The organism is Cupriavidus ulmosensis, from assembly GCF_977008105.1.
In genome coordinates this window covers 2451779-2476512 of sequence record NZ_CDRMWP010000001.1, presented here as the reverse complement: position 1 = coordinate 2476512, position 24734 = coordinate 2451779, and the positions used below count along the sequence as shown (strand labels likewise).

Here is a 24734-nt window from a genome sequence, read left to right as displayed (position 1 = left end):
TGTTTCCTGCTCAAAATAAGCCGTCTCCTAACGGTTCGGATCCCGCCCCCACGATGCGCCGGATGCCGCCGCCGCCACCCAGGAAAAAGCGCATGTCCTTTCTTACCTTGAGCAATGTGAGCAAGTCGTATGGCGACAACCAGGTCGTCAGGTCGATGAACCTGTCGGTGGAGCGGGGCGAGTTCGTGTCCCTGCTGGGCCCCTCGGGGTGCGGCAAGACCACCACGCTGCAGATGATCGCGGGCTTTGCCACCGTCAGCAGCGGGCGCATCGCGCTGGACGGGCGCGACATCACCCATGCCCGGCCCAACACGCGCGGCCTCGGCATCGTGTTCCAGACCTATGCGCTGTTCCCCCACATGAGCGTGGAGGAGAACGTGCGCTTCGGCCTGGAGATGCGCAAGGTGCCGCGCGCCGAGCAGGCCGCGCGCGTGGCGCGCGTGCTGGAACTGGTGCACCTGCGCGGCTACGAGGCGCGCTATCCGCGCGAGCTGTCGGGCGGCCAGCGCCAGCGCGTGGCGCTGGCGCGCGCGCTGGTGATCGAGCCGCCGGTGCTGCTGCTCGACGAGCCGCTGTCGAACCTGGACGCCAAGCTGCGCGAGGAAATGCAGTTCGAGCTGCGGCGCATCCAGCGCACGGTCGGCACCACCACCATCATGGTCACGCACGACCAGCACGAGGCGATGTCGGTCAGCGACCGCGTGGTGGTGATGGAGCAGGGCGTGCTGGTGCAGGTGGACAAGCCCTACGCGCTCTACGAGCAGCCGCGCACCGAGTTCGTCTCGTCGTTCGTCGGCAAGAGCAACCTGATCCCGGGGCGCGTGCTCGAAGGCGGCGCGCTGCCGCGCATCGAGCTGGCGGGCCAGCCCGCGCTGGTGGTCGGCCTGCCCGGCGCGGCCTGCCAGGCCGGCGCCGCGGTGCTGTTCAGCCTGCGCCCGGAGAAGGTGCATCTGGTGGCGCCCGGCGCGGGCCGCTTCGACGGCCGCGTGATCGAGCGCTTCTTCATGGGCAGCCACTGGCTGCACCGCATCGCCAGCCCGCTCGGCGAGCTGCTGGCGATGCAGAGCAACGACGGCCCGCCGCCGCAGCAGGACGGCGAGCAGGTCGGCATCACCTGGCGTGACGACAGCGCGCGCCTGCTGCCGGCTCCGGCAGCCACCGGCGCGGCGGCGCCGGCAGCAGTGCAGGCGGTGGCGGCATGAGCACCGCCGCAACCCTGCAAGGGCCGCCCAGGGCGCGCCCGTGGCCGTGGCTGATGTCGGCGCCCGGCCTGGTCCTGTTCCTGGTGATGCTGGTCACGCCGCTGGCGCTGACCGCCATGCTGGCCTTCAGCGTGTTCGACCACGACACCGGCAGCGTGGCCGGCGGCGTCACGCTGGCCAACTTCCTGGCCATCGTCACCGATGCCTATTACTACGAGATCCTGTGGCGCACCTTCTGGATCGCGCTGGTGACGACGCTGGTGTGCGTGCTGGTGGGCGTGCCGCAGGCCTTTATCCTGAGCCGCATGCGCAATCCGTGGCGCTCGGTGCTGCTGGTGGCGGTGCTGGCGCCGCTGCTGGTGTCGGTGGTGGTGCGCGCGTTCGGCTGGAGCATCCTGCTGGGCAACGCCGGGCTGGTGAACCAGATGCTCGGCGCGCTCGGCATCGCGCCGGTGCGCATCCTCTACACCAACCTCGGGATCGTGATCGGGCTGGTGCACGTGATGCTGCCGTTCATGATCATCCCGGTGTGGACCACGCTGCAGAAGATCGACCCGAGCGCCGCCGATGCCGCGCTCTCGCTCAACGCCTCGTTCCTGACCACCATGCGCCGCATCGTGCTGCCGCAGATGACGCCGGGCATTCTCTCCGGCAGCCTGATCGTGTTCGGCCTGAGCGCCAGCTCGTTCGCGATTCCCGGCCTGCTCGGCGGGCGCCGCCTGAAGATGGTGGCCACGCTGGTCTACGACGAATACCTCAACACCCTCAACTGGCCGCTCGGCGCGGCCATCGCCATCGTGCTGCTGCTGGCCAATCTGCTCATCATGCTCAGCTACAACCGCCTGCTCGAGCAGCGCTACAAGAAGCGCCTGGGGTGAACGCCATGAACAAGAACGGACCTCTCGCCCTGTGTTTCAACGCGCTGGTGATCGCCTTCACCGTGGCGCCGCTGCTGGTCGTCTGCCTGGTGGCCTTCACGCCCGGCGAAACGCTGAGCCTGCCGACCACCGCGTTCTCGCTGCGCTGGTTCCGCACGCTGCTGGAGCACGACGAATTCCTGCAGTCGTTCTGGACCAGCCTGGGGCTGGCCGCGGCCAGCGCCACGCTGTGCTGCCTGATCGCGGTGCCGGCCGGCATCGCCATCACGCGCCATGCGTTCGCGGGGCGCAACCTCGTCAACAGCCTGCTGCTGTCGCCGCTGCTGATCCCGCACCTGGTGCTGGGCGTGGCGCTGATGCGCATGTTCTCGCTGGTCGGCGGCGCCGGCAGCCTGGGCTGGCTGCTGCTGGCCCACACCATGGTCATCACGCCCTACGTGCTGCGCCAGGTGGTGTCCGCGCTGACCGGCTTCGACGCCAGCGCCGAGCAGGCCGCGGTGTCGCTGGGCGCGAGCCGCGCCACGGTGTTCCGCCGCATCGTGCTGCCGATGATCCTGCCCGGCGTCACCGGCGGCTGGATGCTGGCCTTCATCAACAGCTTCGACGAAGTCACCATGTCGATCTTCGTCACCTCGCCGTCGACGGTCACGCTGCCGGTGCGCATGTACATGTACGCGACCGAGTCGCTGGACCCGATGATGGCCGCGGTGTCCGCGCTGATGATCGCGTTGACCGCGGCGGCGATGCTGGTCATCGACCGCGTCTACGGCCTCGACCGCATGCTGGTGGGGCGCGCATGAGCACGCCATCCGATTCCGCGCGCGGCGCCGGCCAGTTGCGGCGGCTGCAGGAGCAGCGGCGCGCCGTGCTGCGCTTCGAGCTCGACGGCGTGTGCTGCGAAGGCCTCGAGGGCGACACCGTGCTGACCGCCATCCTGGTCCAGCGCCGGCGCCTGCGCGACAACGAATTCACCGGCGCGCCGCGCGCCGGCTTCTGCCTGATGGGCGCCTGCCAGGACTGCCTGGTGTGGCTCGAGGGCGGCGAGCGCGTGCGCGCCTGCGCGACCCCGCTGCGCGCCGGCATGCGCCTGCGCACGGCGCCGGTGTTCGCCGCGGCGCAGGCCGAACCAGCGGAGCAAGCGGAGGAGCGGGCATGACGCGCGACGGCAACACGGTCATCGTCGGCGCCGGCCCGGCCGGCGTGCGCGCGGCGCAGACGCTGGTGCGCCACGGCCTGCGCCCGGTGGTGATCGACGAGGCGCCGCGCTGGGGCGGGCAGATCTACCGGCAGCAGCCGGACGGCTTCCGCCGCAGCGCGCGGCAGCTGTACGGCTTCGAGGCGGGCCGCGCGCGCGCCCTGCACGAGGCCTTCGCGGCCTTGCTGCCGCATGTCGACTACCGGCCCGGCCAGCTGGTCTGGAATGCCGACGGGCACGTGCTCGACCTGTGGGAAGCCGTCAGCGGCCGCCACGCGAGCCTGCCGTGGCGCGACATCATCCTGGCCACCGGCGCCACCGACCGCATCCTGCCGGTGCCGGGCTGGACCACGCCGGGCGTGTATTCGCTGGGCGGCGCGCAGGTCGCGCTCAAGTTCCAGGGCTGCGCCATCGGCCAGCAGGTGGTGCTGGCCGGCAGCGGGCCGCTGCTGTACCTGGTGGCCTACCAGTACAAGAAGGCCGGCGCCGACGTGCGCGCCGTGCTCGACTACGCCAGCACGGCGGAGCAGGCCGGCGCGCTGCTGCCGATGTGCCGGCTGCCGGCGGTGCTGGCCAAGGGGCTGTACTACGTGGCGTGGCTGCGGCTGCACGGCGTGCCGATCCACGCGAACGCGCGCCTGGCGCGCGTCGAGGGCGAACATGGCGTGGAGGCCGTGCACTGGGTCTCGCGCACCGATCCGTCCGCGACCCGCCGCATCGCCTGCGACGCGCTCGGCTTCGGCTACGGCCTGCGCCCGGAGAGCCAGCTGGCCGACCTGCTCGGCTGCGGCTTCGCGTTCGATCCGCAGCAGCGCGCGCATCTGGTCGCGCAGCAGCAGGGCCGGGCGAGCGTGCCGGGCGTGTTCGTGGCCGGCGACGGCGCGCGCATCATGGGCGCCGACGCGGCCGAGCTGGCCGGCGAGCGCGCGGCGCTGACGCTGCTCGCGCAGCGCGGCATCGCCGTCGACGCGGCGCGGGCGGCGAAGCTCGATGCGCGGCTGGCGCGCATCGCCGCGTTCCGCGCCGGGCTGGAGCGCGCGTTTCCGTTTCCGCGCGACTGGGCCGCGCAGGTGCCCGATCACACCGTGGTGTGCCGCTGCGAGGCGGTCACGGCGGGCGAGATCCGCCGCGCGGCGCGCGAGCAGGGCGCCGACGAGATGAACCGCATGAAGGCGCTGTGCCGGGTCGGCATGGGCCGCTGCCAGGGCCGCATGTGCGGCGTGGCCGGCGCCGAGCTGCTGGCCGATGCCTGCGCGCGGCCGCTCGAGCTGGTGGGCCGCATCCGCGGGCAGGCGCCGGTCAAGCCGGTGCCGATCTCCGGCCTCGCCGCCGGCGAGGAGGGCAATCATGGCTGAAACCCTGCAAGCCGACGCGCTGGTCGTGGGCGGCGGCATCGTCGGCGCGTCGGCCGCGCTGGCGCTGCGCGCGCGCGGCCTGTCGGTGGTGCTGCTGGAGCGCGACCTGTGCGGCTCGCGCTCCAGCGGCGTGAACTACGGCGGCGTGCGGCGCCAGGGGCGCGCCTTCGCGCAGCTGCCGCTGGCGCAGCGCGCGCACCGCATCTGGCAGGACCTGCCGGCGCTGCTCGGCACCGACGGCGAATACGTGCGCAGCGGCCACCTGAAACTGGCGCGCACGGCGGACGACATGGCCAAGCTCGAGCGCTATCGCGACGGCGCGCAGCCTTACGGCCTGGCGCTGGAACTGCTCGGCCCCGGCGACTTGCGCCGGCGCTATCCGTGGCTCGGCGCCGGGCTGGCCGGCGCCTCGCTCTGCCCGGACGACGGGCAGGCCAATCCGCGCCTGGTGTCGCCGGCCTTCGCGCGCGCCGCGGCGGCCGCCGGCGCCGTCATCCGCGAGCGCGAGGCGGTGCTGCAGGTGGAGCACGGCGGCGCCGGCTTCGTCGCCACCACCGCCTCGGGCCTGACCGTGCGCGCGCCCAACCTGCTCAACTGCGCCGGGGCCTGGGCCGGCCCGCTGGCCGCGCGCTTCGGCGACGCGGCGCCGCTGACCCAGGGCCACCCGGCGATGGCCGTCACCGAGCCGCTGCCGTTCTTCCTGCCGCTGAGCCTGGGCATGGAGGGCGGCGACGTGTACTGCCGCCAGGTCGCGCGCGGCAACGTGGTGCTGGGCGGCGGCCGGGTCGAGCCGGGCGCGTCCGGCGTGGACGCGATCCGCTCCACCACCGCCGCGATCCTGGCGCAGATGCGCCGCATCGCCACGCTGATCCCGCGCCTGGAGCAGGCCCAGATCATCCGCACCTGGAGCGGCATCGAAGGCTACCTGCCCGACCGCCAGCCGGTGCTCTGCGCCAGCCCGCGCGTGCCCGGCCTGTTCCACGGCTTCGGTTTTTCCGGCGCCGGCTTCGAGGTCGGCCCCGCCGCCGGCGCGGTGCTGGCCGAGCTGGTCGCCGACGGCGCCACCACGACCCCGATCGCCGCCTTCGACCTGCGCCGCTTCGCGCCGGGTACGGGCGTGCCTGCTGCTTCCCCCGCTGACTCACCCCGCATCGCCAAAGGAGTGCATTGATGACCAGACCGTTCGCTAAACAGATCCGGGCCGCCGCCGGCATGGCCGCCGCTTCGCTGCTGCTCGCCGCCGGCGCGCATGCCGCGACGCGCACGCTGTACGTCGGCATGAACGGCGGCTCGATGGAAAAGACCTACACGGACTTCGTATTCAAGGCCTTCGAGAAGGCCAACGACGTCAAGATCGTGGTGGTGCCCGGCACCTCGTCCGACATCATGGCCAAGGCGCTGGCCGCCCGCGCCAAGCCGCAGATGCACGTGATGTTTCTCGACGACGGCCTGATGTACCGCGCCATCCGCATGGGCCTGTGCGAGAAGCAGCCGGCCTCCGCCGCCGGCAAGGCGCTCTATCCGCAGGCCCACATCGAGGGCGACATGGCCACCGGCGTGACCATGAGCATGACCGGCCTCGGCTACAACACGCGCGTGTTCAAGGAGAAGAACTGGGCGCCGCCCACCTCCTGGCAGGACCTGGCCGATCCCAAGTACAAGAACAAGGTGGTGTTCCAGTCGCTGCCGTCGTCCACCTTCGGCCTGCACGGCTTCCTGATGCTCAACCGCATCCGCGGCGGCAGCGAGTCCAACGCCGAGCCCGGCTTCAAGGCGTGGCCGCAGACGGTCGGCCCCAACGTGCTGGAATACGTGTCGAACTCGGCCAAGCTGTCGGAGATGGTGCAGTCCGGCGAGGCCGCGATCTTTCCGTTCACGCCCAGCATGACCACCATCTTCCAGGGCAAGGGGCTGCCGGTGGCCTATGCCCAGCCCAAGGAAGGCGCGGTGGTGCTGATGGTGGCCCAGTGCGTGATCGCCAACAACTCGGAGCCGGAGCTGTCGCAGAAGCTCGCCGCCTACCTGCTGACCGCCGCCGCGCAGAAGGCCGCGCTGGAAGGCGGCTCGTACAACCCGACCAACACCGAGGTGACGGCCACCGGCAAAGCCGGGCAGGAGCTGGCGCGGATGAAGGAATACCTCAAGACCGCGGTGACGGTCGACTGGAGCCAGATCAACCAGAACCGCGCCAACTGGGACCGGCAGTGGAACCGGCTGGTCGAGCGTTGAGCGGCGCCGCCGGGGTTTGCGCATGATCCTGCTGATCAAGTCCGGCGGCGCGCAGGCGCTGCCCGAATGGCGCGATGCGTTTGCCGCCGTGCTGCCCGAGGCCGAGGTGCGGCTGTGGGGCGACCCCGGCGTGCCGGCCGCGGCGGTGCGCTACGCGCTGGTGTGGGAGCCCGAGCGCGGCGCGCTGGCGCGCTATCCCAACCTCCGGCTGGCGATCAGCGCCGGCGCCGGCATCGAGCACATGCTGGCCGACGACCTGCTGCCGCCCGGCCTGCCGCTGGCGCGGCTGGTGCTGCCGGAGACGCAGCAGGGCATGGCCGAGTTCGTGGCGATGGGCGCGCTGATGCTGATGCGCGGCATGGGTGGCAGCGCGCGCGACCAGCAGCAGCGCCGCTGGCGCGCGCCGCCGCCCACACCGCTGGCGCAGCGCACGCGCGTGGGCGTGATGGGGCTGGGCGCGCTCGGGCTGCACGCGGCGCGCTACCTGGCGGGCATGGGATTCTCGGTGCAGGGCTGGTCGCGCTCGGCCAAGGCCATCGACGGCGTGGCCACGTACCACGGCATGGCGCAGTTGCCGGATTTCCTGGCGCGCAGCGACATCCTCGTCAACCTGCTGCCGCAGACCGCCGGCACGGCCGGCCTGCTCAACCGCGAGCGCCTCGCCATGCTGCCGCGCGGCGCGCAGCTGCTCAACGCCGGGCGCGCCGCGCACGTGGTGCAAGGGGATCTGCTCGATGCGCTCGATAGCGGGCACCTAGGCGGCGCGCTGCTCGACGTGTTCGATGTCGAGCCGCTGCCGGAGTCTTCGCCGTTGTGGGATCACCCCAGGGTCATCGTCACGCCGCATTGCGCGGCGACGCCTTCGCGGCGGGATCGGGCGCGGCGCGTGGCGGAGTTGATTCGCATGGCGGAGGGTGGAGGGGAGGTGGAGGATGTTTATGAGGTGGGGAGGGGGTATTAGGGGAGGGGGGTAAGAAATTCAAAGGCAAAGGCTACTTCAAAGTCAACTTCTTAAAGTCAAAGTCAACGGCTTAAAGTCAACGTCAAAGTCAAAGGCTTTCGCGCCCCCGGCGCGACTTACTTTCTTTTATCCGAAAAGAAAGTAAGCCAAGAAAGCGGACTGCCTGGCCGGCAGGGGCAGAAACGTTGGGATTTCCAGGGTTGGTGGTTTCGTCGTGGGGTTTGCGGTTCTGCTGGCATCCTGCCGTTACCGGTTCGACTGGCCACGATCTGGCTGGTGGTGTTGGTTGCGGGGTCAGACCTATGATGGCGAATGCACTGCTGGTTCGGCCATCTGCCGTTACCGGTTTTAGCCGCCACGACATAGCACCCTCGTGTTTTCGTGGTGGGCGTGGTGGACCGGAGCGCGGGTGTTGGCGGGGACTCTTGCGTTGGGGCCACCGCGCCCACTACGAAACCAGTACCGTCCCTATGCCGTGTGCATCCGCTCTGGTCGCGGCAGCAGCCTGAAGGGCCTGGGCCACCGTCATCATGCAGCGCCACCACGAATCGAACACCATCCGTGACGCAGCAGGCGAGCAAACCAGTAGCGTCAGCAGTCTCATCGAAGCCAATGCGCCCACCACGAAACCACCACCAGACATAAAGTCTGAGCGCCCAGCCCTCTGCAAGAGTCCGCTTTCTTGGCCTACTTTCTTTTCGGATAAAAGAAAGTAGGTCGCGCCGGGGGCGCGAAAGCCTTTGACTTTGACTTTGACTTTGACCTTGAAGTCGAATTTGATTTTTATAAATATTAATAAAAATTATCACTCAATCTCCAAATCCTCCCCCTTCCACAATGCCGCCGCATAAAACTCCGGCCCAAAATCCACCGGCACTTCCCCCCGAATACGCCGCTCATGCAGCGGCAAATCCGCCAACAGCAAATCCCGGCTGATGCGCGCCACCGCGCCAGGAATATCGCGCCGCATGCTCGGCACGTCGCCGAGCGGCACGCCGGTGCTGGCGAACCCGCCCGGGTTGTGCACGTGGATGTCGCTTAGCCACGGCGCGCTGCCGGGCGTCTTTTCCAGGTATTCCAGCCCGCTGCCGAGGTACGGCGAGGCGCCCAGTTCGTCGTCGCGCGCGTCGGCTGGCGGCTGGTAGCGGTCGCGCCAGCGCAGCACGTGCGGCGCGATGTCGGCCAGCTCGGGCCGGGCGGCGGGGTCGACCAGGTAGCCGGTGCCGGCGATGGCGAAGTCGAAGCGCAGCGTCTCGCCGCGTACCTGCGCGGCGATGCGCCCGCCTTCGATCTCGGCCGCGCGCCACGGCGCGCTCAGGTGCAGGTGGAACTGTTCGAAGCCGAGCACGCGCTCCACCGAGTCGGCCGGCGGCGTGGAGCCGGCGCGGCGGTAGCGCAGGGCCTGTTCCCAGCGCGTGGCGTCGGGCAGCGCATGGTAGTTGTCGTAGAGGCCGGGGTAGGCGCGGATGCGCGAGACCGGCGTGGCGGCAATGTGATCGCGCCGCGCGAACAGGTGCACGGCGGCGGCGCCGGCTTCGAGCGCGACCGCGGCGGCGTCGAAGGCGGAGGCCGCGGCGCCGAGCACGGCCACGGTCTTGCCGCGCAGCGCGGCGAAGTCGATGGCGTCGGCGGTGTGGGCGGCCAGGCCCGCGGCCACCGCCGCCGACAGCACGGCCGGCACGAACGGCGCGCCGTTGCCGGCCACGCCGCTGGCGAGGATGACCTTGCGCGCGGTCTCGGTGCGCGGCTGGCCGTCGATCTCCAGGTGCAGGCGGAAGTGCGGCACGGCGGGGCCGGTCACGGGTTCGATGCGTTTCACGCGCGTGCCGTAGCGGACGTCGATGCCGAGGAAGCTGCGGAACCAGTCGAGATAGTCGGCCCAGGCCAGGCGCGGAATGCGGTCGATGGCGGCGTAGGCCTGCGCGCCGTGGCGCGCTTCGTACCAGGCCTGGAAGCCGAGCGCGGGCAGGCCGAGTTCGGGGCCGACCAGGTTCTTGGGCGTGCGCAGCTTCTGCATGCGCGCGCGCTCGCGCCACACGCCCGCGCGCGCGCCGTCGGGCGCGGCGTCGAGCACGGTGACGCGGCCGATGCCGGCGCGCCGCAGCGCGAAGGCGTAGGCGCTGCCGCTCTGGCCGCCGCCGACGATGGCGACGTTGTGGTCGATGCCGGCATGGGCGGGCACCCAGTCGTCGGGCGCGGGGCCGATCAGGCGCAGCGTCTCGCGCGCGAGGAAATCGGGATCGGCGGCGGCGCCGGCTTGGGCGAGGGAGGACAGGTCGGTCATGCGGCGATGGCGGTGGTCGGCGTGGTCTGGCCGGCGCTGGCTTGCGCGGCGGGATGGGCGGGGCGCTTGAGCCCGAGGTGCTCGCGCAGCGTGGCGCCGGCGTATTCGGTGCGGAACAGGCCGCGCCGGCGCAGCTCCGGCAGCACCAGCGCGATGAAATCGGTGAGGCCGCCGGGCAGCACCGGCGACATGATGTTGTAGCCGTCCGCGCCGTACTTGCGGAAGCGTTCTTCGAGCTGGTCGGCGATCTGCTCCGCGGTGCCGACCAGCTGCCAGTGGCCGCGCGCGCCGGCCACGCGCTGGTAGAGCTGGCGGATGGTCAGGTTCTCGCGCCGCGCGAGGTCGATCAGCAGGCGCTGGCGGCTCTTGCTGGCGTTGGTCTCGGGCAGCTCGGGGATGGGGCCGTCGAGCGGGTAGCCCGACAGGTCGAAGCCGCCGCTCAGGCTGGACACCAGCGCCAGGCCCACCACAGGGTCGATCAGCGACTGCAGCTGTTCGAACTTCTCGCGCGCCTCGCTCTCGCTGTGGCCGACCACCGGGAACACGCCGGGCAGGATCTTGAGGTCGTCCGCTTCGCGGCCATGCTTGGCGAGGCGGCCTTTCACGTCGGCGTAGAACGCCACCGCGTCCTCCACGGTCTGCTGCGCGGTGAACACGGCCTCGCCGGTGCGCGCGGCCAGTTCCTTGCCGGCCTCGGACGAGCCGGCCTGCACCACCACCGGATGGCCCTGCGGCGTGCGCGAGACGTTGAGCGGGCCGTGCACCTGGAAATGCTTGCCCTTGTGCCCGAGCACGTGGCGCCGCGCCGGGTCGTAGTAGCGGCCGCTGGCCTTGTCGCGCAGGAAGGCATCGTCCTCCCAGCTGTTCCACAGGCCGCTCACCACGTCGGCGAACTCGGCGGCGCGCTCGTAGCGGTCGGCATGCGCGAAGTGGTGCTCGCGGTTGAAGTTGTGCGCCTCGTGCTCGCTCGACGACGTGACCAGGTTCCAGCCGGCGCGCCCGCCCGAGATGTGGTCGAGCGAGGCGAACTTGCGGGCGATGTGGTACGGCTCGTTGAAGCTGGTCGAGGCGGTGCCGACCAGGCCGATGCGCTCGGTCACGGCGGCCAGCGCGGACAGCAGCGTGATCGGCTCGAACTGCGCCTGGTAGCTGTGCGCGGTGCGGCTGAGGAATTCCACGTCGTCGCCGCGCGTGCCGACGCCGTCGGCGAGGAAAACCAGGTCGAACTTGGCGGCCTCGGCGGCTTGCGCCAGCGCCACGTAGTGCTTGAAGTCGATGCCGGCGTCGGCCTTGGCGTCGGGGTGGCGCCAGGCGGCGATGTGGTGGCCGCTCGGATAGAGGAAAGCGCCCAGGCTGAGGAAGCCGCTGCGTTGAGCCATGATGAGTTGTCCCTTGGTTGGTTGTCCCTTGCGTGTCAGGCGGCCTTGCGCGCGCCTTGCCGGCCCCGCGGGCGCGCCAGCCCGAGGTGGTCGCGCAGGGTGGTGCCTTCGTACTCGGTGCGGAAGATGCCGCGGCGCTGCAGGATCGGCACCACGCCGTCGACGAAATCCTGCAGCCCGCCGGGCAGGGCGTCGGGCATCAGGTTGAAGCCGTCGGCCGCGCCGTGGCGGAACCAGTGCTCGATGTCGTCGGCGATCTGCTCGGGCGTGCCGACGATCACGCGGTGCCCGCCGCCGCCGGCCAGTTCGCGCACCAGCTCGCGCACGGTGTAGCCGTGGCGGCGCGCGGTGGCCAGCGTGGCGTTGAAGAAGGTGTGGTTGCCGTTGCCGCTGGCGGGCAGCGCGAGGTTGTCGGGCAGGCGCTCGTCGAGCCTGAGGCGCTCCGGCGCGATGCCGAGGATGCCGGCCAGCCGCGCGAGGCTGTAGTCCCACGGGATCAGGTCGACCAGCTCGTCGCGGCGCCGGCGTGCCTGCGCCTCGGTGGAGCCGATGATGGTGGTGAGGCCGGCCAGCACCTGCACCGCGTCCGGCCCGCGCCCGAGCGCCTGCGCGCGCGACTTGAGCTCGCGCCCGTAGGCCAGCGATTCCTCGAACGACTGCGAGGCCGAGAACACCGCCTCGGCATGGCGCGCGGCCAGCTCGCGCCCGTCGGCGGAGCCGCCCGCCTGCACCACCACCGGGTGGCCCTGCGGCGGGCGCGGCAGGTTGAGCGGGCCCTGCACGCTGAAGTGCTCGCCGTGATGGGCGACCGGATGCACCTTGCCGGGATCGATGAAGCGCCCGCCGGCCTTGTCGCCGATGAAGGCGTCGTCCTCCCAGCTGTCCCACAGCGCCTTGACCACCGCGGTGAACTCGGCCGCGCGCGCGTAGCGCTGCGCGTGGTCCGGCGCGGCCTCGCGCCCGAAGTTGCGCGCCGACGGCACGTCGGCGGTGGTCACGACGTTCCAGCCGGCGCGCCCGCCGCTCACGTGGTCCAGCGTGGCGAAGCGCCGCGCGATGTTGTAGGGCTCGTTGTAGCTGGTCGAGGCCGTGCCGATCAGGCCGATATGCGTGGTGGCCGCGGCGACGCTGGCCAGCAGCACGGTCGGCTCCAGCGCGGTGATCGGGCGGAAGTGGATCTGGTCGACGATGGCGGCGCTGTCGGCCAGGAACACGGCGTCGAGCTTGGCGGCCTCGGCGATCCGCGCCACGCGCACGTAGTGGCGCACGTCGGCGAAGGCGTAGGGATCGGCCTCGGGCAGCCGCCACGCGGACGGCACGAAGCCAGAGTGCAGCAGGTTGATGTTGAGGTGAAGCTGGCGCGGGCGTGTGGTGGCGCTCATTGGAATGTCCCCGGTTGCGGATGGCCTTCGCCGGGCACCCGGCGGTCCACGGCGCGGGTCTTGTACTCGGGTTGCGTGGAGCGCGGGAGTGCCGCGCAGGGCCTGCGAAGGCTTGACGATAGAACAAGCCGCGCGCGCCACCAACGAAGCAAAGCGCGCTTGCTTATCCGTTTGGCGTGGCGGCGCGCGCGGCCGGCCGGCGGCACATCCGCCGCCTCGATTCCTTGCGCTGGATCAAGCGCGGCGGCTTTGTTCCTTTTGTCACCATCGCCAGACGTTTCCCTCGCTTCGTACAAATACGGCTGACGCCTTTTCCGGGCCGGCGATGGAATCATCGGCGGGCGAATGCGCTTGCGTTGCCGGCAGGCATGGCCGCGCGAATGCGTCGCGACAGAACGATAACTGCATTTTCCCGAGGAAGAATCGATGCGCGAATTTCGACATGCCGTGCTCAGCCTGCTGGCGGTGGCGGTACTGGCCGCCTGCGGCGGCTCCGACGATGGCAATGGCACGCCCGCGGGCATGGCGCCGGCCAGCCCCGATCCTTCGGCTCCCGCCGCGCCGAAGACGGTGGCGGTGGCCGGCGTCCTGGTACAGCCGCAGGACAGCGCCGCGCGCGGCATCATGATCGTGCGCCAGGCGGGCACGGCGCTGCGCAAGCCCGCCAGCGTGGCCTGCCCCGAGGTGCCCGATGGCTACGACCCGCTCGCCGCGCTCGCCGTGCACTTCAGCAGCGCCGACGGCACGGTGGTCGCCACCCTGACCACCGATGCCTGCGGGGCCTTCTCGGGCGACGTGCCCGACACCGCGGTGCAGGCGCATGCCCAGCCCGGCAGCCTGGGCGCGATCAGCCGTCCGCTGTCGTCCTTCATCGTCGGCGCGGGCGCCGGCAAGCCGCCGGTGTCGGCGCTGCCGGCCAACGCCACCTACGTACTCAGCGTGGTCCAGGACCTCGGCGGCGGCAAGGTCGCGCTGACCGTGACCGACGACAAGACCGGCAAGGCCGTATTGGGCCTGGCCGCCGCGGATTTCGGCTTTGCCGTGGCCGGCACGGCGTTGCCGCTGGGCGCGCTGTCCTACGGCGCCAGCGCCGCGCAGAATGCCAGCGTGGCGATGGTGATGGATGCCAGCGGCTCGATGTTCGGCGCGGTCGGCACGACCGGCAAGAGCGCGCTGCGGATCGCCGGCGCGGCCGGCCACGTGCTGCTCGACGGCCTTCGCAGCGGCGCCGACGAGGCCGGCGTGGTGATCTTCGACAGCAAGGTGGAGAAGATCGACGATGCCAACCTGGCGCGCAACTACAACTGGTATCGCGGCGGCGCGGCGGTGGCCGCTTACCGCTTCAGCGCCAGCGGGCTGACGCAGGACATCGCCGCGCTGCGCCCGGTGGTGGACCTGTACAACGACGATTCGCAGATCTACGGCGGCAACGGTCCCGACCCGGTCCACCCGGCCACCGGCGACTGGCAGATCCGCGGCGGCTACCGCTATGGCGGCACCACGGCGTTCTATGCCGCCACGCAGGCCGGCCTCGGCCTGCTCGATGCCGGGGTCAACGCGCGCCGCATCGTGGTGGCGATGACGGACGGGCAGAACAATGTCTCGCCGTACTCGCCCGCCAGCGTCATCGGCGCGGCGCAGGCCAAGGGCGTGCCGCTGTACACGGTCGCGTTCGGCAGGCAGGGCGACGTCAACGAGCCCGACATGCAGAAGATGGCGGCCGACACCGGCGGCGAATACAAGCGGGTCGAGGGCACCGACCTGGCCGGCCTGTTCCAGAGCATCCAGACCGGCATCCGCTTCCAGTACCTGGCCAGCCTGGCGACGCCGCCGGTCTCGGGCGACGTCCTGACCATCACGGTCAGGCAGGGCAGCGCGCAGATCAGGCGCGACCTGCAGATCCGCTGAGCGCGGCCGCAGGGCTGGCGGGGCGCCGGCGTTGCGCTCTCGCCGGTCTGCGCGTCTTGGTGACGGCAGGGCGCGCGGCGCTGCCGCCCGCCTTGCGTTCAGCCTTGCAGATGTTCCAGCAGGGCCTGGTCGAACAGCGCGGGCTCCTCCATCTGCGGCGAGTGCGCGCTGCGCTCGAAGTGCCGCACGGTCAGCCGGTGCGCGTCGGCGCGATAGGCGTCCCAGGCTGAGGCCGGCGCGCTCAGGTAGTCGCAGCGCCCGAGCGCGAGCAGGATCGGCGCGCGGACCTCGCGCAGCAGCGCATGCATGTCGAGATCGCGGAAGGTCTCGCCCCACAGCCGGTCGATGACCGGCATGTTCACGCGCACGCCGCGCCACAGCGGCGCGGGGTCGTAGCGCGGGTCGAACCAGCTGCGCGCGCGCATCCGGATGCACAGCGCGATGAAGCCCTGGTCCGGCTGCGCGGCGAGGTCCCGGGCGAGCGCCGCCATCTGTTCCGCGTCGATGCGCTTGCGTTCCGGCGCGACGGTTTCCTGCCAGCGCCGCTCCTGCGCCGCCAGGTGCGCCGGCGAGAAATCCGGGCTGGTCGCCACGGCCACCACGTGGCCGACATGCGCGGGGAAACGGCGCGCGTATTCCAGCGCCAGGTAGCCGTTGCCGGAATGGCCGAGGATGTCCACGCGGGCCAGGCCCAGGTGCAGCCGCATCCGTTCGATGTCGCCGACGACCCGTTCGAGCGCGGCGTCCTGCGCGGCCAGCGGCCGCTCGATGCCGGCGAAGCCGCGGTGGTCGATGAAGGCCAGCCGGCGCCTGCGCCGCAGCGCCTGCGAGAAGGTGCGCGGATGGTAGATGGCGCTGCCGACGACCAGCAGGGGCGGGTCCTCGCCTTCGCCCTCGAGCCGGTAGCGCAGCGCGAAGCCGTCGGACAGCAGGCGGCCGGTCCGGCCGCCGGATGGCGGGTCGTCGCTCATCGGGTTTTCCTCCGCCCACGTGGATGTGCTGCCGCCATTATCGCCGCGCGTGGCTGGCTCAGCCAGGCAGGGCCCCGCCGCGCGCGGGCGCCCGGCGGGGCGGGCGGCCCGCCGCCGGCGCGTGGTGCGGCGCATGGTCGTGGCCGTGCCATTCGACGAAGCACAGCCCGTGTCCGAACGGATCGCACAGCATGGCGCAGCGGCCCTCGGGCAGGTCCTGCGGCCAGTCTTCCAGTTCGGCGCCCGCTGCCAGCGCGCGCTCGATGGCGGCTTCCAGGTCGGCCACGACGAAGTCGAGCCGCGCGGGCGTCCGGCGCGGGCGCCGCATGCCGGGCATGGCGGCGCGGCCCGCGCGCAGGTAGATCGGCGCGCCGCCGCCGCGCATTTCCGCCACCGCGCCGCCGGACAGGGTGCGCGCCAGGCTCAGTCCCAGTCCGCGTCGATAGAAGCCGATGCCGCGCGCGAGGTCGTCGACATCGAGTTGGATCAGCAATTGCATCGCAGTCTCCTGCCCGCGTCGCGGGCGTGATCGGGCCGCGATTGTGCGCCGGCACTCCTGACAGTAACTGTCAGGAGTGTTGCGGGCCGGCGCGCTTGCCGGGGCATGGCGCGGGCAGGCGGCGCCGGGGAAGTTTTGCTGCAGACCTTGACGCGGAACCTTCATAATGTCGGCTAACCATCGACCAGGAGAGGGAAGTTGCGCTTCGAGCACCTTGTGGAGATCAACGATCCACGCAATATCCAGTTGGACACGCTGACGCCGGAACAGCTCTGGCAAGGGCTGGTGCTGCGCTCGGCGGAGCCCGAGCTGTTCGTCCTGGGCCTGGACCGTGCCGAGATCGTGGCGCGGGGTGACGACTTCGTGGTGCGGGTGCTGCATTTCGGCAAGGCCACGATCCGCGACCGCGTGGTGTTCGTGCCGCGCCGCGAGGTGCGCTACGAAACCGCCGCCACCGCCGAGCATGCCGGCGGCACGCTGACGATGGCGATCGAGACGCCGGGCCCGGGCGCGCTGCTGCTGCGCTTCGTCTACGAGACCACCATGCCGGCCATCGACGAGCGCGGCGACGACCGCTACGCCGAGATCGTCAAGTCGGCCTATCACGAGGCCGACATCGACACCGTGCGCAAGATCCGCGAACTGGCCGCCAGCGGGCGCCTGGGGTGAGCGCGCAGCCTTCGCCGCCCGCCCCCGGCGGGCCGACGGACGGCGCGCAGGCCAACGACGCCACGGACACGGCGCCGGGCAGGGCGGGCGGCGGCCCCACGCGGGCATCGCTGCGCGCGCGCTACGGCGAGCAGTTGCGCTGGCTGGTGCTGCTGACGCTGATGCTCGGCACGGTGTCGTCGATCGTCTCCTCCACCATCGTCAACGTGGCCGTGCCGGCGCTGAGCCGGCATTTCGCGCTGGGCCAGGAGCGCGCGCAATGGGTGGCGGCCAGCTTCATGATCGCCATGACGCTGTCGATGCTGCTCACGCCGTGGCTGCTCAACCGCTACGGCCTGCGCCGCACTTTCGTGGGCAGCCTGCTGCTGCTGGGCGCGGGTGGGCTGGTGGGCGGTTTCTCGCCGACCTACGCGGTGATGATCGCCATGCGCGTGGCCGAGGGCATCGCCGCGGGCATCCTGCAGCCGCTGCCCAACATCCTGATCCTGCGCGTGTTCGCCGAGCGCGAGCAGGGCAAGGCGATCGGCCTGTTCGGCTTCGGCGTGGTGCTGGCGCCGGCGGTGGGCCCGAGCGTGGGCGGCTTCCTGGTGGAGGCGTTCGGCTGGCGCTCGATCTTCTTCGTGGTGGTGCCGCTGACGCTGATCGGCCTGTGGATGGCGCGCCGCTTCATGGCGGTGGATTCGGCCATGATGGGCGAGCGCAAGCCGCTCGACTGGCGCGGCCTGGGCCTGGCCGGCATCGCCACCGTGAGCCTGCTCAACGGCGTGGTGCAGATGCGCGAGAGCCTGCCGGCCGGGCTGGCGCTGGCGGGCTTCGGCGTGCTGATGCTGGTGCTGTTCGTGCTGTGGCAGCTGCGCGCGGCGCATCCGCTGATGAACATGCGCCTGTACAGCTACCGCCAGTTCGCCGCCGGCGCGGTGGTGGCCTTCATCTACGGCGCGGGCCTGTTCGGCTCGACCTACCTGCTGCCGGTCTACATGCAGATGGCGCTGGCCTACACGCCGTCGCGCGCGGGGCTGGTGCTGCTGCCGGCCGGGCTGGCGCTGGCCTTCACCATCGCCGCGGCGGGGCGGCTGACCAACCGCATCGCGCCGCACCGGCAGGTCTCGTTCGGGCTGGCGCTGCTGGCGGCGTCCTTCCTGCTGATGGCGCTGGGCTCGCAGGCCACGCCGTACCTGCTGCTGGTGGCGTGGGCGATCGTGGGGCGCATCGGGCTGGGCTGCATCCTGCCGTCGCTGACGCTGGGCGCGATGCGCGGGGTGGACTATTCACTGATCGCGCAGGGCTCGAGCTGCATCAATTTCCTGCGCCAGCTCGGCGGTGCCATCGGCGTGAGCCTGGCCGGCGTGGGCCTGCAGTGGCGGCTCGCGGCGCAGGGCGCGGTGCTGGGGCCGGAGGGCGACGCCGCGGCGCGCATCCGCGCGTTCGACGAGACCTTCCTCGCGGTCGGGCTGGTGATCGCCACCGCCATCCTGGCGGCGTGGCGCATCCGGCCGCGGCCGCTGCCGGCCTAGCGGGCCGGCATGAACGCATGGCGGGCCGGGGCGCGCCCCGGCGGCGGGGTTCAGGCGGCCGTGCCGCTGCGCAGTTCCTCGACCAGCGCGACGTACTTTTCCATCGCCTCGTCCTTGCTGGTGCCCTTGATGGCCTCCCAGGCCTCGAACTTGTAGCGGCCGACGAAATCGGTCATGCCGGGCTTGTCGCCGTGGACATCGCCTTCGCTGCCTTGCTTGAACAGCGCGTAGAGGCGCAGCAGGGTCATGTTGCTGGGGCGCTCGGTCAGTTGCTTGACGTCGAGCTGGGCTTGGGCGAAGCGGGCCTGCAGGTCGCTCATGGGGTCTCCTGGGTGCGTTGGGGGAATGGCGGGGCGCGAGGCGGGGCCGGGCGCGGACAGCGCGATGATAGCGCCCGCCGCCGCGCGTTTGGGCGCAAAGAAACCGAGGAAGGCCTCGGTCCGGCCCGCCGCCCCGGCGGCGCGCGGCAGCCGCGCGCGCGCAAGTTCAGCTTTTGAGGTGGCAACGGATACAATCTCGCCATGTCCTGGATTCTTGCTGTCGAAACCTCCACCGAGTGGTGCTCCGTCGCGCTCGGGCGCCTTGCCCGAGGCGGCGCCCTGGAGTGCCTGGTGCGTCATGAACACACCGGCCCGCGCTCGTCCGCGCGGGTGCTGCCGGCCGCCGGCGAGCTGCTGGCCGAGGCCGGCATCGCGCTGGCCGACTGCGCCGCCATCGCCTTCGGCGCCGGGCCCGGCTCCTTCACCGGCCTGCGCACCGCCTGCGGCGTGGCCCAGGGCCTGGCCTTCGGCGCGGGCCTGCCGGTGGTTCCCGTCAATTCGCTGATGGCCTGCGCCGAGCGCGTGCGCCTGGGTGAAGTGGGTGAGGCGAGTGAGGCGGGCGCGCCCGCGTTGCCGCCCGGCGTGCCGGTGCTGGTGGCGCTGGATGCCCGCATGGACGAAGCCTATGCCGGCGCCTTCGCCTGGGACGAGGCCGCGCAGCAATGGCAGCCCGTCACCGCCATGCAGGTGTGCCCGCCCGAGGCGGTGACCTTGCCGCCCGCGCCGTTCTGGCTGGCTGGCAACGCCGCCGCCGTGTTCGGCGAGCGCCTCGCCGCCGCCGCGCTGGCGCAGCACAGCGTGCCCGGCGCGCTGCCCGCCGCGCCCGCGCTGGTGTCGATCGCGCTGCGCGCGCTGGCGCGCAACGAGACTGTCGCGCCGGAGGACGCCATGCCGATCTACCTGCGCGACAAGGTCGCCCAGACCATTGCCGAGCGCCAGGCCATCGCCGCGCAGCGCGCCGCGCTGGCCGCCACCGGAGAACGGCCATGAGCGCGCGCCGCAGCATGCCGCTTGCCGCCGAGGCCGGCGCGCCGCCGGCGCCGCCGTCCGCCGGCTGGCCGGAAGTGCCGGTCATGCCGGTGCTGGGGGCGGGCTGGGCGATCGGGCGCATGAGCGCGCTCGACGTCGAGGCCGTGGCCGGCATCGAGGCGCGCGCCTACAGCCATCCGTGGACGCGCGGCAATTTCGAGAATTCGGTCAAGGCCGGCCACCTCGGCATGACGCTGCGCGACCCGGCCGGCGCGCTGGCCGCCTACGCCGTGCTGATGCCGGTGGTGGACGAGATGCACCTGCTCAACATCACCGTGGACCCGGCGCGCCAGCGCACCGGCCTGGGCCGGCTGATGCTGGCCGCCGCGCTGGCCACCGCGCACGCGCATCACCTGCACACCATGCTGCTGGAAGTGCGGCCGTCCAACACCGGCGCGATCGAACTCTACCGCCAGGCGGGCTTCGCCGAGATCGGCCGGCGCAAGGGCTATTACCCGGCGGCCGGCCAGACCCGCGAGGACGCCCTGGTGCTGCGCCGCGCGTGGCCGCCCGCGGAGGGCCAGGCATGAACCGGCGCGCGCGTTTTCTCGAAGTGCTGGGCGTGAGCGAGGAGTGGGTGCCGCGCCACGCGCCGGCATTGCCGCAGGACCGGACGGCGGAGCCGGATGTCGCCGCGGATCTCGCCGCGGATCTCGCCGTGAATCTCGCCGCGGACGTTGCCGCCGAGCCGGTTGCCGCCGCCGTTGCCGCGCCGCCCGAAGTGCCGCCCGAAGCGCCGGCCGTCGCCGCCGGGGATGCGGCAATGGCGCCGCCGTCCGTGCGCGACCGGGCCGGGCCGGAAGCCGCGCAGCGGCCGCCGGCGGAGATTCGCCCGGAAATTCGCCCGGAAATTCGTCCGGAAATTCGTCCGGAAATTCGTCCGGAGGCGCGGACGGAACCGCGAACGGAAGCGCCGCCCGCGCTCGCGCTGGCCCCCGCGCAGCCCGCCATGCCGGCGTCCGCCGGCTCGCGCGAGGCGGTCATCGCCGGCCTCGACTGGGCCGGGCTGGAGGCGCGCGTCTCGGGCTGCACCGACTGCGGCCTGTGCGACCGCCGCACCCAGACCGTGTTCGGCGTCGGCGACCGCCAGGCCGAGTGGATGCTGGTGGGCGAGGCGCCCGGCGAGAACGAGGACAAGCAGGGCGAGCCCTTCGTCGGCGTGGCCGGCAAGCTGCTCGACAACATGCTGGCCGCGGTCGGCCTGGCGCGCGGGCGCAATGTCTTCATCGCCAACGTGCTGAAATGCCGCCCGCCCGGCAACCGCAACCCGGAGCCGGACGAGGTCGCGCAGTGCGAGCCCTACCTGCGCCGCCAGATCGCGCTGGTGCAGCCCAGGCTGATCGTGGTGCTGGGCCGCTTCGCCGCGCAGTCGCTGCTGCGCACCACCACGCCGATCGGCAAGCTGCGCGGCAGCGTGCACAGCTACGAAGGCATCCCGGTGGTGGTGACCTATCACCCGGCCTACCTGCTGCGCACGCTGTCGGACAAGGCGCGCGCGTGGGAGGACCTTTGCCTGGCCCGCGAGGTGCATGCCCGTGCGGGAGCCAAGGCCTGACGCCGCCCTGGGCCCCGGCGGCGCCATCGAGGTGGCGCCGCTGTGGCGTCATGCCGCTTCGCAGCGCCTGCGCGAACTGGCCTGGTGCTCGCTGTCGCCGCCCCTGCTGGCGTTCCTGCCGGCGGTAGCGGCTGCGGGAGGGGTCGTAGAAGAGGCCGCAGAAAGGGCCGCAGAAAGGGCGGGCGGCGCGGTTCCCGCCGGCATGTCCGCCAGTCCTGGCGGCGTTACCCATCCCGCCATCGACGGTGCTCTCAACGGCACCACCAACGGCATCGCCCCGGGGCTGGCGCGCTGGCCCGACGGCGCGCTGGCGGGCTGGCAGCGCTGGCTGCTGTCGGCCGATCCCGGCGCGCTGCCGCCCACCATCGCCGAACTGGCGGCGGGCCGCGAGCATCCGCGCCCGCACGGCGCCGCGCACGCGCCCAGCCTGCGGCTGGGGCGCCACGCCGAGCGCCTGCTCCAGTTCACGCTGGAACATACCCCCGGGCTGGAACTGCTGGCGGCCAACTTGCCGGTGCGGCGCGCCGGCGCGCATGGCGTCCAGACGCTGGGCGAGCTCGACTTCGTCTGGCGCGACGCCGGCAGCGGCGCCATCGTGCACTGGGAGATGGCGGCCAAGTTCTACCTGCTGGTCGATCCCGTCCCCGAGGCGCAGCGCGGCGATGCCGCGCCGCCCCGGCTGCATCATTTCGTCGGCCCCAACCTGGTGGACCGCCTGGGGGACAAGCTCGGCCATCTCGTGCACCGCCAGCTGGCGCTGTCGCACATGCCCGAGGCGTTCGCGCTGCTGGGGCGCAAGGTGGACCGCAGCGAGGTCTACCTGCTCGGCTGGCTGTTCTACCGCAATGGCCGCGTCCCGGCCGGCGTGCGCGACCTCGGCATCGCGCCGGACCATCTGCACGGCTGGTGGGACACGCTGCCGGAGTGGGCGGACTGGGCCGCCACGCGCGCGGGTTCGCGCTGGTTCCGCCTGCCGCGCTCGGCGTGGATGGCGCCGGCCCTGGTGCCGTGGGCGCAGACCGAGCCGCTGGCCACCGTGCGCGACGCGCTGGCGCTGCGCTTCGCGGAAACCCGGCACGACAAGAGCTGGCGGCGCGAGGCGCCCGTCATGCTGTGCGAGCTGGAGCCCGCCGGGCCGCTCGCGCCCGGTCTCTGGCGCGAGCGCACGCGCGGCTTCGTGGTGCCGCCCGGCTGGGAAGAGCGGGCGCGGCAGCGCGTGGCCCGGGCGGCCGAATAGCACTGCCGCGCGCCGCCGCGCGCTGCCCGAAGCCCGGGCATATTCTCCTCCGATAATCTCCGTTGCCGCGAATGGCGGGCGGGCCATCGCGCGCGCTTTTTCCGGCATTCCCGCACCGCTTCATTTTCCCGTTTTCCATCGCCGCCGGCATTGAAAATACGTCCGTCCGTGAATGGCGGAAATGGCATTTCCAGCTGGTCCTAGTCCATGCAGATCCGGAGGCGAATTTGTCCGATGCTCCGGGTCGGACGGCGCCTTTCGCGGGGTTTTGCACCGCCGTTCGCGTGTTTCGCCAGTTTGTTGACCAAAAATTGCTGAAATGTGTCTTCTTTGTTTCTAAGTCACCGTGAATGTGCGAATTCGTGAATATGGATTGCCGTCATTAAAGTGATCTTGGTGACTCTTTTTGTGCCGAAAAATTGGCGATTAGTACAAGTCCTATAAATCCGTTACCAATCTTGGTACTGGTCAAATTAACAGCCAAGGACCGGAAAATTAGAATTCAGTCACTGGCCCGGGAAACAGGTCAGGCACCGGAGAAAATGAAGATTTCGCATTTTACGGTGCATTTTCACCAACCTCAACCAACTGGAAAACGCCATGACCAAGAACATTATCCGCACCCTGCTCGCCACCGCCGCCCTGGCCGCTGTCGCCACCGGTGCGCAAGCCTCCGACGGCACCATCAACTTCGAAGGCGAAGTGATTGCCCAGACCTGCAAGATCAGCGTCAACGGCACGGAAACGCCGGCGGCCGCCACCGTGGTGCTGCCCTCCGTCGCCGCCGCCACGCTGAGCTCCACCGACGCCCTGTCCGGCCTGACGCGCTTCGTGGTCGGCCTGAAGGAATGCAGCGGTCCCGCCACCACGGCATCGGCGTTCTTCGAAGCCGGCCCCGGCGTAGACCTCGACCGCGGCACGCTGGCGAACCTCACCACCGGCGAAGACGCTGCCAAGAACGTCGAACTGGCTCTCCTGGATCCCACCAGCGGCCAGCCGATCAAGGTCGGCTCCAACCAGGACAGCTCCACCAAGTACGAACTGTCCGCCGGCGCGGCCGAGCTGCCGTACATCGTCGCCTACCGCGCGATGAGCGACGAAGTCCAGCCGGGCGCCGTGACCGGCCAGGTGACCTACTCGATCGACTACAAGTAATCGCCCGCCGCCATGCCGGCAGCCTGCCCGTAAGGGCTGCCGGAAGGCGAGTCACCAGCAAGAAGGGGAAGCAACGGAAGGGACCGGCCGGGATCGACAGAAACCGGCCGGGATCCACCGGATACGGGAAACCAACAAGGCAACCAGGGGAACCATCATGGGACAACGAACACGCAAGCTGGCCGCCGCGGCACTCGCCGCCGCCATGCTGGGCTCGGCGGCAAGCGCATGGGCCGGCGTGGTCATTTCCGGCACGCGCGTCATCTATCCGGCGCAGGCCAAGCAGGTCACGGTCAAAGTGACCAACGACGGCAAGGTGCCGGCGCTGCTGCAAAGCTGGGTCGACGATGGCAATGCCCGTGCCGACGCCAACACCGCCAGCATGCCGTTCACGCTGCTGCCGCCGATCGCGCGCATCGACCCCGGCAAGGGACAGTCGCTGCGCCTGGTCTATACGCAGGAGCCGTTGCCGCAGGACCGCGAATCGGTCTACTGGCTCAATGTGCTCGAAGTCCCGCCCAAGCTCCAGAGCGATGCACCCGCCAACGTGCTGCAGATGGCGTTCCGCTCGCGCCTCAAGATTTTCTTCCGCCCCAGCGGCTTGCCCGGCGACGCCAACAGCGCGCCCGCCAGGCTGACCTGGGCCATCCAGCCGGCCGCCGGTGGTGCCGGCGGCTATGTGGCCAAGGCGAGCAATCCCACGCCTTACCACGTCAGCATCGCCAGCGCGGCGGTCGAGACCGGCGGCAAGCGCTATCAGGCCAAGGCCGAGATGGTGCCGCCGCTCGGCAGCATCGAGCTGCCGGTCGAAGGCCTGGCCCGGCCGGCCGGCGATGCACAGGTGGTCTTCACCACCGTCAACGACTACGGCGCCGTCATCGACAACAAGGCTGGCGCCGTCGCCAGGTAGGCGCGCGCGGCCCCAGCGCCGCGCCCTCCGCACCTTCTTCCAGTCACCCGGGTTCTCGCGGCAGGCCGCATGTTCGCCGCCGTGGGGGCCACATTGCCCAAC

The 24734-nt window shown here is 71.3% G+C and carries 23 protein-coding genes; 17 read left to right on the top strand and 6 right to left on the bottom strand.

Going from position 1 to position 24734, the window contains the following annotated elements:
• Positions 1-92: 92 nt before the first annotated feature.
• From ACWTPI_RS11265 to ACWTPI_RS11230, 8 genes are read left to right on the top strand one after another with little or no spacing between them, the layout of a single operon-like run.
• Complete coding sequence (locus ACWTPI_RS11265; protein WP_029043538.1) at positions 93-1202, top strand: ABC transporter ATP-binding protein; 1110 nt, start codon at positions 93-95, stop codon at positions 1200-1202.
• On the top strand, positions 1199-2080 hold the full coding sequence (locus ACWTPI_RS11260) for an ABC transporter permease (RefSeq protein WP_059412869.1): 882 nt from the start codon (positions 1199-1201) through the stop codon (positions 2078-2080). The genes ACWTPI_RS11265 and ACWTPI_RS11260 overlap by 4 nt, the downstream gene beginning before the upstream one ends.
• Positions 2081-2085: 5 nt before the next feature.
• Entirely contained in the window at positions 2086-2880 is a 795-nt protein-coding gene (locus ACWTPI_RS11255) for an ABC transporter permease (RefSeq protein WP_020423762.1), read from the top strand.
• The gene (locus tag ACWTPI_RS11250) at positions 2877-3236 is read left to right on the top strand and encodes a (2Fe-2S)-binding protein (RefSeq protein ID WP_454731701.1); all 360 of its coding nucleotides are present in this window, start codon (positions 2877-2879) and stop codon (positions 3234-3236) included. Before ACWTPI_RS11255 ends, ACWTPI_RS11250 begins: the two co-directional genes overlap by 4 nt.
• Positions 3233-4630, top strand: a complete 1398-nt coding sequence (locus ACWTPI_RS11245) for an FAD-dependent oxidoreductase (protein WP_454731700.1) — start codon at positions 3233-3235, stop codon at positions 4628-4630. The genes ACWTPI_RS11250 and ACWTPI_RS11245 overlap by 4 nt, the downstream gene beginning before the upstream one ends.
• Positions 4623-5801: an NAD(P)/FAD-dependent oxidoreductase gene (locus ACWTPI_RS11240; RefSeq protein WP_020202723.1), complete on the top strand. Its 1179-nt coding sequence runs from the start codon at positions 4623-4625 to the stop codon at positions 5799-5801. Before ACWTPI_RS11245 ends, ACWTPI_RS11240 begins: the two co-directional genes overlap by 8 nt.
• Positions 5801-6859 (top strand): extracellular solute-binding protein, encoded by a 1059-nt coding sequence (locus tag ACWTPI_RS11235; RefSeq protein ID WP_020202724.1) that lies wholly within the window; start codon positions 5801-5803, stop codon positions 6857-6859. Before ACWTPI_RS11240 ends, ACWTPI_RS11235 begins: the two co-directional genes overlap by 1 nt.
• A gap of 22 nt (positions 6860-6881) precedes the next feature.
• Positions 6882-7820 (top strand): 2-hydroxyacid dehydrogenase, encoded by a 939-nt coding sequence (locus ACWTPI_RS11230; protein ID WP_059412900.1) that lies wholly within the window; start codon positions 6882-6884, stop codon positions 7818-7820.
• An 805-nt stretch (positions 7821-8625) separates the two neighbouring features.
• On the opposite strand, the gene ACWTPI_RS11225 is transcribed toward ACWTPI_RS11230, so the two are convergent.
• Genes ACWTPI_RS11225 through ACWTPI_RS11215 form a run of 3 tightly spaced genes read right to left on the bottom strand, consistent with a single transcriptional unit; the run spans position 8626 to position 12865 of the window.
• Positions 8626-10104 (bottom strand): SidA/IucD/PvdA family monooxygenase, encoded by a 1479-nt coding sequence (locus ACWTPI_RS11225; RefSeq protein ID WP_454731699.1) that lies wholly within the window; start codon positions 10102-10104, stop codon positions 8626-8628.
• Positions 10101-11483 carry an LLM class flavin-dependent oxidoreductase gene (locus ACWTPI_RS11220; RefSeq protein ID WP_454731698.1) on the bottom strand — a complete coding sequence of 461 codons (1383 nt, stop codon included), beginning with the start codon at positions 11481-11483 and terminating at the stop codon, positions 10101-10103. Before ACWTPI_RS11220 ends, ACWTPI_RS11225 begins: the two co-directional genes overlap by 4 nt.
• 35 nt (positions 11484-11518) lie before the next feature.
• Positions 11519-12865 (bottom strand): LLM class flavin-dependent oxidoreductase, encoded by a 1347-nt coding sequence (locus ACWTPI_RS11215; RefSeq protein ID WP_454731697.1) that lies wholly within the window; start codon positions 12863-12865, stop codon positions 11519-11521.
• Positions 12866-13291: 426 nt separating this feature from the next.
• Between ACWTPI_RS11215 and ACWTPI_RS11210 the strand changes: the two genes are divergently transcribed.
• On the top strand, positions 13292-14773 hold the full coding sequence (locus ACWTPI_RS11210; protein WP_059412863.1) for a vWA domain-containing protein: 1482 nt from the start codon (positions 13292-13294) through the stop codon (positions 14771-14773).
• A gap of 98 nt (positions 14774-14871) precedes the next feature.
• On the opposite strand, the gene ACWTPI_RS11205 is transcribed toward ACWTPI_RS11210, so the two are convergent.
• The gene (locus ACWTPI_RS11205; protein ID WP_454731696.1) at positions 14872-15744 is read right to left on the bottom strand and encodes an alpha/beta fold hydrolase; all 873 of its coding nucleotides are present in this window, start codon (positions 15742-15744) and stop codon (positions 14872-14874) included.
• A 58-nt stretch (positions 15745-15802) separates the two neighbouring features.
• Entirely contained in the window at positions 15803-16243 is a 441-nt protein-coding gene (locus ACWTPI_RS11200; protein ID WP_059412861.1) for a VOC family protein, read from the bottom strand.
• 198 nt (positions 16244-16441) lie between these two features.
• Here ACWTPI_RS11200 and ACWTPI_RS11195 point away from each other — a divergent pair, with 198 nt between their 5' ends.
• Both ACWTPI_RS11195 and ACWTPI_RS11190 read left to right on the top strand, forming a co-directional pair.
• The gene (locus ACWTPI_RS11195) at positions 16442-16912 is read left to right on the top strand and encodes an SRPBCC family protein (RefSeq protein ID WP_020202733.1); all 471 of its coding nucleotides are present in this window, start codon (positions 16442-16444) and stop codon (positions 16910-16912) included.
• Positions 16913-17022: 110 nt separating this feature from the next.
• Complete coding sequence (locus ACWTPI_RS11190; RefSeq protein WP_029043544.1) at positions 17023-18426, top strand: DHA2 family efflux MFS transporter permease subunit; 1404 nt, start codon at positions 17023-17025, stop codon at positions 18424-18426.
• Between the two features lie 50 nt (positions 18427-18476).
• Here ACWTPI_RS11190 and ACWTPI_RS11185 read toward each other — a convergent pair whose 3' ends face one another.
• Positions 18477-18746, bottom strand: a complete 270-nt coding sequence (locus ACWTPI_RS11185; RefSeq protein WP_059412860.1) for an acyl-CoA-binding protein — start codon at positions 18744-18746, stop codon at positions 18477-18479.
• A 201-nt stretch (positions 18747-18947) separates the two neighbouring features.
• On the opposite strand from ACWTPI_RS11185, the gene tsaB reads away from it, so the two are divergent.
• From tsaB to ACWTPI_RS11155, 6 genes are all read left to right on the top strand, one after another.
• Positions 18948-19736: a tRNA (adenosine(37)-N6)-threonylcarbamoyltransferase complex dimerization subunit type 1 TsaB gene (gene tsaB, locus ACWTPI_RS11180; protein ID WP_029043545.1), complete on the top strand. Its 789-nt coding sequence runs from the start codon at positions 18948-18950 to the stop codon at positions 19734-19736.
• A 14-nt stretch (positions 19737-19750) separates the two neighbouring features.
• Positions 19751-20305 (top strand): ribosomal protein S18-alanine N-acetyltransferase, encoded by a 555-nt coding sequence (rimI, locus tag ACWTPI_RS11175; RefSeq protein WP_155888047.1) that lies wholly within the window; start codon positions 19751-19753, stop codon positions 20303-20305.
• Entirely contained in the window at positions 20302-21330 is a 1029-nt protein-coding gene (locus ACWTPI_RS11170) for a uracil-DNA glycosylase (protein ID WP_454731695.1), read from the top strand. The genes rimI and ACWTPI_RS11170 overlap by 4 nt, the downstream gene beginning before the upstream one ends.
• Positions 21305-22567, top strand: a complete 1263-nt coding sequence (locus tag ACWTPI_RS11165; RefSeq protein ID WP_059412857.1) for a DUF1853 family protein — start codon at positions 21305-21307, stop codon at positions 22565-22567. The genes ACWTPI_RS11170 and ACWTPI_RS11165 overlap by 26 nt, the downstream gene beginning before the upstream one ends.
• Before the next feature lie 600 nt (positions 22568-23167).
• A complete protein-coding gene (locus ACWTPI_RS11160; RefSeq protein ID WP_059412856.1) occupies positions 23168-23722 on the top strand; it encodes a fimbrial protein in 555 nt (184 codons plus the stop codon).
• 157 nt (positions 23723-23879) lie between these two features.
• Positions 23880-24632 (top strand): fimbria/pilus periplasmic chaperone, encoded by a 753-nt coding sequence (locus ACWTPI_RS11155; protein ID WP_454731694.1) that lies wholly within the window; start codon positions 23880-23882, stop codon positions 24630-24632.
• The last annotated feature ends 102 nt before the right edge of the window (positions 24633-24734 follow it).